Raw genomic sequence first — 10,391 nt, 5'->3', positions numbered from 1 at the left:
GCCTCCATGCGCCCGCGCCTATGTCGCGGCAACCGCCGTCCGCGGAACTGCAACCCCGCCTTGGCCCCCCGCTGGCGCTGAAAAACGAGCCGGCGGTGCAAATTTTTCCGACCGAGTTCAACGAACTGCCGGGCTGGCATCAGGATAACCACGGCGCGGCATTTCAATCGTTTCAACGCTCCTGCGCCGCTTGGCGCGTCCAACCCGACGACAGGCCATTGAGCGGCGTTTTCGGATTGGGGCGGATAGGCGATTGGAAAAAACTCTGTAACATCAACGTTCAGCGGGGACAGGAAAAACAGTTTTTCGAACGTTGGTTCAGGCCTTACGCCGTCGCCAACAGTGGCGATTTCGACGGCCTGTTCACCGGCTATTTCGTACCGCAACTGCGCGGGTCCCCGCGGCCCGGCCCGCGCTATTGGGTGCCGGTTTACGGCATGCCCAAGGATTTGGTCAAACGCAACGGTCAAACCGGCCGTCTGCTCGACGGTCGTTTGGTGCCTTATTACGAACGCGCGGAAATCAACGCCGGCGCCTTATCCGGCAAGGGTCTGGAATTACTGTGGGTCGATAGCGACATCGATGCTTTTTTCTTGGAAATTCAGGGTTCGGGTCATGTTTTGATGGAAGACGGCACTGTTCGCGCGTTGAGCTACGCCGGCAAGAACGGCCGCGCCTATTACGCCATCGGCAAAACCTTGGTCGATCGCGGCGAAATCGCCCGCGACGCCATTTCGATGCAGAGCATCCGCGACTGGATCATGCGTCATCCAAAGGAAGGGCGCGAGTTGATGCTGCAAAATCAATCCTACGTGTTTTTCAAATTCGCCGATGCGCGCGCGGCCGACGGCCCGATCGGTTCGATGAACGTGCCGTTGACGGCCGGCTACAGCCTCGCGGTGGATAAAAACTATCTGCCGCTCGGCGTGCCGCTGTGGCTGGATGCCGAACATCCGGCAGGCCGGCAGCGGCTCCGGCGCTTGGTCATGGCTCAGGACACCGGCGGCGCAATCAAGGGCGTGATACGGGGCGACGTTTACTGGGGGGCGGACAAACAGGCCGGGGAGCTGGCGGGCGTCATGAAATCGCGCGGCCGTTACTTTTTGTTGGTGCCCAAGCACGTGGCCGTCGGATAATTCCAACGATGTTGTGGATCATGGCCGCCGCGATTTTTGCCTGGCTGGCGTTTCGGGAAGTCCGGGCGGCCAGGGTGCCGCGGCGCGGCTATTCGCAACCCCAGCCTGTCTTCAAACCCTATCTGATCGCTTGTATTGCATTGTCGGCGGGATTCGCCTGGCAGCCCGTCAAATATTGGCGCTTCGAGCGACTGCTGTCCGCCAAGGCCACGCAACTGGCCGATGGCCGGCCGGCGCGGGTGCACTGTAACAGCGTGGCCGATACGATGTTCGACGGCGAACAGTTCGCCGCCGGTCATGCCAATATCGAAACCGGGCAAATCGTGTTTCAACACGGCTGGTGCGCCACGCTGATGGACTACGTCGACAACCCGAAAACCGCCAACCCGGAAGACTTTTTTGCACTGCACATGTTCACCCACGAAAGCATGCACGTGCGCGGCGAAAGCAACGAAGCCCGCACCGAATGCCAGGCCATTCAGCGCGACGCTCGCGCGGCCATGCTGTTGGGCGTGCCGGAAGCCTTGGCGCGGAAACACGCGCTGGATTTCTATTTCAACAGCTACATGGGGCGCCGAGGCGACGGCTGGATGAGCGCGCAATACTTTTCCGACCAATGCGCCCCCGGCAAGGCCATGGACGAACAACTCAGCGACTCGACCTGGTTGCCCCTTTATCGGACGGCGGATGACCAGTAATGAAAACGCCGATAACGGCAACCGTAACTAATTCCCCCGCCATCGCCGGCTTGCCCCTTTGCGGGTAAAGTCGACCCCAAGGGCACGGTGGTTTCCGGCAGCCGGTCTCGCCGTCCATGCTGCCTCGCGCTTCAATCTGTCGAATCCGGCCGCCATGATCGCATTACCTCATGTGAAGCGCTGTCGCGTTGGGGGAATGGCGGCTTTATTGAAATTACGAATGGTCGTGATCGACCCCTTCCAGACAGATAAAATTTAATTTGCGGCGAGAAGAAAAGGCTAATAAGCTGCCCTTCCAAATGTGATGGAGCTCCGCTAATTGTGGCTTAATAGGATGTGCCGACGTTAGGAGGCGCATCGCTCGAGTATCAAACACAGCATGACAGAATACCGACGTTTTTACATGCCAAAAGCCATGTGGTTTTTCACCGTCAATCTTGCCGAACGGAAAAACAATGCCCTGCTGATTGATAAGATTGATGAATTACGAAATGCCTTTCGATATGTAAAACAACGCAAACCTTTTCATATTGATGCCATCGTCATTATGCCGGAACATTTGCATTGCATTTGGACATTACCGCCCTACGACGGAGATTTCTCTGTCAGATGGAATATGTTGAAAGGAAGATTTTCCAGGGCAATCGACCACGGCGAAAGAATTTCAAAAAGCCGTCAAAAACGCCGTGAACGAGGAATATGGCAGCGGCGATTATGGGCGCATTTAATCGAAGACCAAGACGATTTCAATCGTCATGTCGAATATATTCATTGGAATCCGGTAAAACACGGGCATGTTCAAAATGTAATCGATTGGCCTTATTCAAGCTTTCACCGTTATGTAAAACAAGGCATTTATCAAATAAATTGGGGGCATAATGACAACAACGAGATTAATGGTATTGAGTGACGCGACCGATGCGCCTCCTACGTCGGCACATCCAATTTGGCGCACCTTATCGCGTTACCCAGCCTACGGCCCTTACGGACTTAGCGTCTTTTAATTACCGTTTAAGCCGAATTGGCGAGTGCCAAGTCTATCCTTCCAGCGTTTTTCCCGAGCGATAACATCTTCATCATCGAAACCGAAGGGGAGAGTTTCCAGAATCGAGAATTCAAAGTGGTTACAGTCGAGCTTGATAAGCTGTTGATTGTTTCCGTGTCCATATTTCGCGTATTCGGCCCAACGTCCGTAAATGCCTTTGTCGCCATAGGCCGAACCGACATAAAGCTTTCCTGATAAACGGTCTCTAATCAAATAAACTCCTTTGACTGCGGACAATCTGGCTAGCCAGTCGGAGTTTGCGGCGTCTTCTTTGATCAGAAGTTTCAAATCTTGATAGCTCAAAAGGATTTCGTCGTAGGATTTGAACTGGCCAATTGGATTTTGCGGTTTAATTTCAAGGATGTTTTTGATTGTAGAGCCATTTTGTACCCAAGCTAAAGTTCCTTTGCCCCAATCTATGACCAAGCGCTGGGAAAGCTCGTTCATGGTCGGGTTTCTTTGCAAGTCGTACCAAACCATCTCTTCCGTCCAATCAAATTCAGTTTGGAATTCCCGAAAACGGCTTAATAACTGTTCGTTGAATTCAGTGGGTGGCAGTTTCCCCTTAATATCCCAAACGCCTAAAAATAATGCTGTCGTACCGCGCGTTCTTGCAAAGGAAGCTATATGTTCGGCCTTAGAAAATTTTTTCGGTTGTTGGAAACTTTGGTAGTAACAAAATTTTTCGAGATCGGTCTGAAAAATTTCCAAGATACTTAACTGGACATTCTTCTTTTGTCTGGTTTTTTCTGTTCCATGTCTGACCAGCTTAATTTTCTCGGGCTTTAAACCGTAATATTGGAACAAATCCGCTAGCGTTAACATGCTTTACTCTGCAAGCGTTGCAATAGTTTCTCCAAAAACGCCACCTTGTCTTCCATGTCTTTAAAGGTGTGGGTAAAGCGTAACTTATCCGCGCCATCGAATTTATACACTTGCGATTGGCTTTGAATCATATTAATCAATTCGGCGGTATCGATTTTCGGTGCAGCCCCGAATACAATTCTGCCGCCGGTGGCATGGGCTTCGATTTTCTTGACGCCCAAATGAGCGGATTGCTGCTTCAATTCGGTGATGGCGAACAGGGCCTTGACCTGATCCGGCAGCAAGCCGAAGCGGTCTATCATTTCGATCTTCAGCTTGCGCAAATCGTCCTCGCCGTCGGCGCTGGCGATGCGTTTATATAGCACCAGCCGTGCATGGATATCCGGCAGATAGTCTTCCGGGATCAGCGCGGCGGTTTGCAAGTCGACCTCGGGGCCTGAATCGAACGGCGCATCGAGTTCCGGTTGTTTGCCGGATTTTAGGGCGTCGACAGCGCGCTCCAGCAATTCGGTGTACAGTGTGAAACCGATTTCCTGAATTTGGCCGCTTTGTTCGTCGCCCAGCAGCTCGCCGGCGCCGCGTATTTCCATGTCGTGCGAAGACAGCATGAAACCGGCGCCCAGTTCGCCGGAGGTTTCGAAAGCCTCCAGGCGCTTGATGGCGTCCTTGGTCATCAGCGATTTGGGCGGTACGATGCAATAGGCGTAGGCGCGATGGTGCGAACGGCCGACCCGGCCGCGCAGCTGGTGCAATTGCGCCAGGCCCAGCTTGTCGGCGCGGTTGATGACGATGGTGTTGGCGCTGGGAATGTCGATGCCGCTTTCGATGATGGTGCTGGCGATCAGCAGGTTGAAGCGCTGGTGGTAAAAATCCAGCATGATTTGCTCCAATTCCCGTTCCGCCATCTGGCCGTGGGCGATCTGGATACGGGCTTCCGGCACCAATTCCGCCAGTTCGCGAGCCATTTTGTCCATGGTCTTGACATCGTTGTGCAGGAAGAACACTTGGCCGCCGCGCTTGATTTCCCGTTGGCAGGCCTCCTGCACCTGCGAGTCTATCCATTCGGTGACGAAGGTTTTGATGGCGTGGCGGTTGGGCGGCGGGGTGGCGATGATGGAGATGTCGCGCAGGCCGGCCATGGCCATGTTCAGTGTGCGCGGAATCGGCGTTGCGGTCAGCGTCAGCATATCCAGTTCGTAGCGCAACTTCTTGAAATGCTCTTTTTGGGTCACGCCGAAACGGTGTTCCTCGTCGATGATTACCAGCCCCAAGGCTTGGTATTTCATATCCTTGGACAGCAATTTATGGGTGCCGATGATGATGTCGACTTTGCCTGCCGCCAGTTCGTCGGTCACGGATTTTTGCTGTTTGGCGGTGACGAAGCGGGACATCACTTCGATGCGTACCGGCCAGTCGGCGAAACGGTCGCGGAAGTTCTGATAATGCTGTTGCGCCAATAGCGTGGTGGGCACCAGCACCGCCACTTGTTTGCCGCTTTGCACCGCGACGAAGGCGGCGCGCATGGCGACTTCGGTTTTGCCGAAGCCCACGTCGCCGCAGACCACCCGGTCCATCGGTTGGGTGGCGGCCATGTCCTGCAGTATGGCGTCGATGGCGCTGAGTTGGTCCGGGGTTTCCTCGAAAGGGAAGGCGGCGGCGAAGGCGTTGTAGTCGGTGTTGTCGACGTCGAACGCGAAACCCTGGCGGGCGGCGCGTTTGGCGTGAATATCCAGCAACTCGGCGGCCACGTCGCGAGCCCGTTCCATGGCCTTTTTCTTGGCCTTGCTCCATTGTTCGGTGCCGAGTTTGTGCAGCGGGGCGTTTTCGGCGGAGATGCCGCTGTAACGGCCGATCAAATGCAGCGAGGAGACCGGCACATACAGCTTGTCGTTGTTGGCATACTCCAACATCAGAAATTCGGCTTCGATATCGGCGACCGTCAAGGTCTGCAGGCCCAGATAGCGGCCCACGCCGTGTTCTTGATGCACGACGGGCGAACCGATGGTCAGTTCGTTGAGGTTGTTGAAGATGTTTTCCAGCTCGCGGGCGGCCGATTGCCGGCGCCGGCGACGTTGTTGGGCCTTGGCGCCGCTGAGTTGGCTTTCGGTGATGATGGCGATCGGCGGCGTATCCAGCCAAAGCCCTTGATCCATCGGCGCCACCACGATGCAGGCGGACTCGCCGCTTTGTAGAAATTCCCGCCAGCTTTGCAATGGTTTGACCTGCAGTTTGAGGCTTTTCAGTTTGTCGATCAGTCCTTCGCGGTGGCCGGCGGTTTCGGCCACGAACAGGATTTTTCCGTCAAGGCCCTCAATGAATTGGCGCAAGTGTTGCGCCGGCTCTTTCAGGCGGCTATCGATGGCAAGGTCGGGCAGGGTTTTGCAATGATACGAATGCCCTTGTTCGGCGTGATTGTCGAGCACGATGCGGCTGAAGCCGACAGTGTGCCGTTGGATTTCATCGGTGGACAGAAACAGTTTTGCCGGTGGCAACAGCGGCCGGTCGATATCGTATTTACGTTGCTGGTAGCGTTCTTCGGCTTCGCTATAAAAGCGTTGGGCGTGCTCGGCAAAGCCGGCCGGCAGGACGAACAAGGCGGTTTTCGGCAGATAGGCGAACAAGGATTCGGTGTGCTCGACGAACAGCGGCAGGTAGTATTCGATGCCGGCCGGGGCGATTTGCTTGGAAATATCGACGTACAGCGGATTTTTGGGCGACGACTCGGGGAACTGCTCGCGAAAAGCCTGCCGAAAATGTTTGACCGCCTCGTCGGTAAACGGAAACTCGCGGGCCGGAAACAACTCGATCTGGCGCATTTTTTCCTGCGACATTTGCGTGTCCGGGTCGAAGCTGCGGATCGATTCCACATCGTCGTCGAATAACTCAATGCGGTAGGGCTGTTTGCTGCCCATCGGGAATAAATCCAGAATCGAGCCGCGCACGGCGAATTCGCCATGCTGATAGACTTGCGACACACATTGATAGCCGACCGCTTCCAGTTTGGCGCGGGTGAGTTCAAGGCTCAAGCTGCCGCCGACTTCTATCGCAAAGCTATGCGCCAATATATGTTCGCGCGGCGCCAGACGGTGCATCAAGGTGGACACCGACAGGATCAGCGCGCCGCGTTTGGTCTCCGGCAACACTGCCAGCGTTCTCAAGCGTTCGGAAATGATTTCCGGCAGCGGCGAGAAAACGTCGTAAGGCAAGGTTTCCCAATCCGGAAAGTGCAGAATGGGTAGCGCGTTATTCAGAAAAAAAGCCAGCTCGTGTTCCAGGCGTAATGCAGTCTGCGTGTCCGGGGTAACGACAACCAGTAAGCGATTTTCTTGGGCGATGGTGTTGGCCAATGCCAGGGCGTCGCCGCAGCCTTTAAGGCCGGTCCAGTAAATAGGCGTATCGGCGGATTGGGGAAGAGCGGCTTGGGTAAAGGTTGAAGACGACATTACGATCAAATTAAGCGGAAATCAGCCTAATTATAAACGCGATATGCCACGATGCGGCAGTAAGCTGGTCGATTGTCGGTTTTTAGCCGTCTCGGGTTGGGTTAGCCGGCGTTCTTTTGTTGCAGCTCGATTTCCTGCATATAACGCTGGATGCTGGTTTCAAAATTGGTGGGCATGCTTTGGAACAAACAGCCTATCTTGTCCTGTAAAGTCAGCGTGCCGCTGCGGACCTTGACGTTATTTTTGATCACAAATCCTACGATGGCATGATTGCCGTTATTGAGGTACAAGTTGCAATCGATAAATTGGCAGTCGGGTTGTAGCCGTTCAGCCCATTTAGGGTCGGGGTTGAGAAACGCAACTCCAGTCATGCTGAGATCGTATAACTGGAATTTCAACGTTTCCAAAGTGTCGTCCTGTTCGGATTTAAACGTTATTTGGCAGTAGCTGCCGTTATGCGAGTAAGGAATTTTGACGCGATAATATTGACGGCGCTGCATCCAAAAAATGCTGTCGGGGATGGGCATGGACAAAACGGACTCGCCGCCCGATTGGATTTTCTGGATGTTTTTGGCGCTAAACGAAACCTTGATGCCGTTATATTCGGTGCGAAACAGCACCTTTCCGGAGGCCAGTAATTGCGAGTCGACCGATTCGGAGGGGCCGCAGTCCAGGTGCAGCAGCTTTTTTTTAGGATCCAGCTCGACGATCGTCGTCAAAAAGGAGGTGTTCCTGTCGCCGAAATGCGCGGAGATCAGGCATTTCTTAGTCACCAATTCATTGAAGTGGTTAAATACCATTTTGGCGTTTTTAACGATGTATTCGGATTCCGTTGCCATTTAATTAATATGTTAAATGTTGCTGTGTAACAAAGCGGCTATTGTAAAATAGCTGGAATTATTATGCACACAAAAGGCTAAGTCGATGGGATGGTTGTTATTATTTACAGCAGGTTGCTCGGAAATCGTATTTGCGTTAAGCCTAAAATACAATGAAGGATTCAGCAAGTTATGGCCTAGCGTGGTGACTTGTTTTTCCGGCGCCGGCAGTTTTTATCTGCTGATGCTGTCTTTAAAAACCCTGCCATTGGGTACCGCCTATGCCGTTTGGACCGGCATGGGCGCCGTCGGCGTGGCGATTATCGGCATATTTCTGTTTAAGGAATCGTCGGACTGGATACGTTTGACTTCCATCATGATGATAGTGATCGGTATCGCCGGCTTGAAATTGACTCACGTCGAATAATGTTGCATCTGATCGCCGAATCCACGCTGACGCAGGCATTGGTGGAGCGCATAGCCGGCGGAGATGACGTGGTATTGCAAGCAGGCACGGTTTGGGCTGCTTTTGCGGGGCACCGGGACAACGCCAAACTGAGCGGCTTGTTAGCGAAAGGCTGCCATGTTTATGCATTAAGCGATGTGCTGGCCATGAACGGCATCGGTCATCAGCAGTTATTGCCGGGGGTTGTGCCTATCGATTACGCGCAATTTGTCGGTTTGACGGTGAAAAACCCGGTGATTCATACATGGTGCTGATGGTGGACGGCGTTGAGCTGGAAACGACGTCCGACGGTTTTTTGCGGAACGCCGGCGTTTGGAACGAACGGGTTGCCGAAGCGCTGGCGAGCCAAAACGGTATTGAAATCAGCCCCGCGCATTGGGAGATCCTGTTCTTCATCCGCGATTATTACCGGCAATATCAGCATTTGCCCAATGCGCGCATGTTCGCCGCGGCCATAAAAAAGACCTTGGGCGACGACAAAGCCAATAGCCGCTATCTGCAACAATTATTTCCCGACGGGCCGTTGAAATACGCCTGTAAATTGGCGGGTTTGCCCAAACCGCCAACCTGTTTGTAACCCGATTTTAAACGTTTTGAGAGTAATACATGAGTAACCCCCGCGTTGGTTTTATCAGTTTGGGCTGCCCGAAAGCCCTGGTCGACAGCGAGCAGATTTTGACGCGTCTGCGTAGCGAAGGCTACCACGTCTCGCCCAATTATAAAGATTCGGATTTGGTGATAGTGAACACCTGCGGTTTCATCGACGCCGCAGTGGAAGAGTCGTTGGATAGCATAGGCGAGGCCCTGGCGGAAAACGGCCGGGTGATTGTTACCGGTTGCCTGGGCGCGCGGCAGGATGAAATTCTGGCCCGCCATCCGCAGGTGTTGAAAATTACCGGCGCGCATGCCACCGACGAAGTGGTGAGCGCGGTGCACGAGCACCTGCCGCCGGTGCATAATCCGTTTATGGATTTGCTGCCGCCGCAAGGCATCAAACTGACGCCGCGGCATTATGCCTATCTTAAAATTTCTGAAGGTTGCAACCACCGTTGCACCTTTTGCATCATTCCGTCCATGCGCGGCGACTTGGTCAGCCGGCCCATCGACGATGTGATGCAGGAGGCCGAGCGCCTGGCCGATGCAGGCGTCAAGGAGCTATTGATCGTTTCGCAAGATACCAGCGCTTACGGCCTGGATTTGAAATATCAGCATAGGCGCTGGCGCGGCCGAGACCTGCAAACCCGCTTTTACGATTTGGCCGCCGCCTTGGGCGAGTTGGGAATATGGGTGCGCATGCATTACGTCTATCCGTATCCGCATGTGGATGAGGTGGTGCCGTTGATGGCGGAGGGTAAGATTTTGCCTTACCTGGATATTCCGTTTCAACACGCCAGCAGCCGTATTTTGAAGCTGATGAAACGGCCGGCGGCGGCGGAGAATAATCTGGAGCGCATCAAGGCCTGGCGCAGGATTTGTCCCGACCTGACGATTCGCAGTACCTTCATCGTCGGCTTCCCCGGCGAAACCGAGCAGGAATTCGAGGCGCTGTTGCAATTTTTAAGCGAAGCGCAAATGGACCGGGTCGGTTGTTTTGCCTATTCGCCGGTGAAAGGCGCGGCCGCCAACCAGTTGCCGGATTCGGTGCCGGAAGACGTCAAGCAAGAGCGCCTGGCCCGCTTTATGGAGCATCAGGCCGTTATTAGCGCGGAACGCTTGCAGCGCCGAGTGGGGCGAGTCGAAACAGTATTGGTCGACGAAGTAGTCGAGGAAGGCGCGGTTGCCCGCAGCAAAAGCGATGCGCCGGAAATCGACGGGCAGGTTTTCATCGATGGGGCTACCCATCTTAAAGCCGGCGATTTCGTCGAAGTGGAAGTCGAAGAAGCCGACGAATACGATTTATGGGGCAAGCTGATATAACAGCATGCCCAAAACGCATAAAAGACCCGCCGCTAAGCGGCGG

At 54.2% G+C, this 10,391-nt stretch carries 10 protein-coding genes; 7 read left to right on the top strand and 3 right to left on the bottom strand.

The window, feature by feature from the left end:
• The 3 genes from mltA to NP596_RS17460 all read left to right on the top strand — a co-directional run.
• The coding region (gene mltA / locus NP596_RS17470) for a murein transglycosylase A (RefSeq protein WP_256616676.1) at window positions 1-1,136 on the top strand (1,136 nt) is incomplete at its 5' end.
• A gap of 8 nt (window positions 1,137-1,144) precedes the next feature.
• A complete protein-coding gene (locus NP596_RS17465; RefSeq protein ID WP_256616675.1) occupies window positions 1,145-1,834 on the top strand; it encodes a hypothetical protein in 690 nt (229 codons plus the stop codon).
• 379 nt (window positions 1,835-2,213) lie between these two features.
• Window positions 2,214-2,744, top strand: coding sequence for an REP-associated tyrosine transposase (locus tag NP596_RS17460; RefSeq protein WP_256616674.1), 531 nt, complete (start codon window positions 2,214-2,216; stop codon window positions 2,742-2,744).
• Window positions 2,745-2,834: 90 nt separating this feature from the next.
• Here the strand turns inward: NP596_RS17460 and NP596_RS17455 are convergent, their stop codons facing one another.
• From NP596_RS17455 to NP596_RS17445, 3 genes are all read right to left on the bottom strand, one after another.
• Entirely contained in the window at window positions 2,835-3,704 is an 870-nt protein-coding gene (locus NP596_RS17455) for a GIY-YIG nuclease family protein (RefSeq protein ID WP_256616673.1), read from the bottom strand.
• Entirely contained in the window at window positions 3,698-7,147 is a 3,450-nt protein-coding gene (gene mfd, locus NP596_RS17450; RefSeq protein ID WP_256616672.1) for a transcription-repair coupling factor, read from the bottom strand. The genes NP596_RS17455 and mfd overlap by 7 nt, the downstream gene beginning before the upstream one ends.
• A gap of 101 nt (window positions 7,148-7,248) precedes the next feature.
• Entirely contained in the window at window positions 7,249-7,986 is a 738-nt protein-coding gene (locus NP596_RS17445; RefSeq protein ID WP_256616671.1) for a flagellar brake protein, read from the bottom strand.
• A gap of 85 nt (window positions 7,987-8,071) precedes the next feature.
• Between NP596_RS17445 and NP596_RS17440 the strand changes: the two genes are divergently transcribed.
• From NP596_RS17440 to rimO, 4 genes are read left to right on the top strand one after another with little or no spacing between them, the layout of a single operon-like run.
• Complete coding sequence (locus NP596_RS17440) at window positions 8,072-8,392, top strand: DMT family transporter (protein ID WP_256616670.1); 321 nt, start codon at window positions 8,072-8,074, stop codon at window positions 8,390-8,392.
• Complete coding sequence (locus tag NP596_RS17435) at window positions 8,392-8,685, top strand: DsrH/TusB family sulfur metabolism protein (RefSeq protein ID WP_256616669.1); 294 nt, start codon at window positions 8,392-8,394, stop codon at window positions 8,683-8,685. Before NP596_RS17440 ends, NP596_RS17435 begins: the two co-directional genes overlap by 1 nt.
• On the top strand, window positions 8,676-9,008 hold the full coding sequence (locus NP596_RS17430) for a TusE/DsrC/DsvC family sulfur relay protein (RefSeq protein ID WP_256616668.1): 333 nt from the start codon (window positions 8,676-8,678) through the stop codon (window positions 9,006-9,008). The genes NP596_RS17435 and NP596_RS17430 overlap by 10 nt, the downstream gene beginning before the upstream one ends.
• A 29-nt stretch (window positions 9,009-9,037) precedes the next feature.
• Complete coding sequence (gene rimO, locus NP596_RS17425; protein ID WP_256616667.1) at window positions 9,038-10,348, top strand: 30S ribosomal protein S12 methylthiotransferase RimO; 1,311 nt, start codon at window positions 9,038-9,040, stop codon at window positions 10,346-10,348.
• Window positions 10,349-10,391: the final 43 nt, after the last annotated feature.

Source organism: Methylomonas rivi (assembly GCF_024505165.1).
GTDB lineage: Bacteria > Pseudomonadota > Gammaproteobacteria > Methylococcales > Methylomonadaceae > Methylomonas > Methylomonas rivi.
The sequence above is the reverse complement of the archived record's forward strand: the minus strand, read 5'-3'. Positions and strand labels throughout refer to the sequence as shown.

Excerpts from the sequence above, each read along its gene's own strand:
- NP596_RS17465 (WP_256616675.1), top strand. The coding sequence starts at position 1,145 with ATGTTGTGGATCATGGCCGCCGCGATTTTTGCCTGGCTGGCGTTTCGG.
- NP596_RS17460 (WP_256616674.1), top strand. The coding sequence starts at position 2,214 with ATGACAGAATACCGACGTTTTTACATGCCAAAAGCCATGTGGTTTTTC.
- NP596_RS17455 (WP_256616673.1), bottom strand. The coding sequence starts at position 3,704 with ATGTTAACGCTAGCGGATTTGTTCCAATATTACGGTTTAAAGCCCGAG.
- mfd (WP_256616672.1), bottom strand. The coding sequence starts at position 7,147 with ATGTCGTCTTCAACCTTTACCCAAGCCGCTCTTCCCCAATCCGCCGAT.
- NP596_RS17445 (WP_256616671.1), bottom strand. The coding sequence starts at position 7,986 with ATGGCAACGGAATCCGAATACATCGTTAAAAACGCCAAAATGGTATTT.
- NP596_RS17440 (WP_256616670.1), top strand. The coding sequence starts at position 8,072 with ATGGGATGGTTGTTATTATTTACAGCAGGTTGCTCGGAAATCGTATTT.
- NP596_RS17435 (WP_256616669.1), top strand. The coding sequence starts at position 8,392 with ATGTTGCATCTGATCGCCGAATCCACGCTGACGCAGGCATTGGTGGAG.
- NP596_RS17430 (WP_256616668.1), top strand. The coding sequence starts at position 8,676 with ATGGTGCTGATGGTGGACGGCGTTGAGCTGGAAACGACGTCCGACGGT.
- rimO (WP_256616667.1), top strand. The coding sequence starts at position 9,038 with ATGAGTAACCCCCGCGTTGGTTTTATCAGTTTGGGCTGCCCGAAAGCC.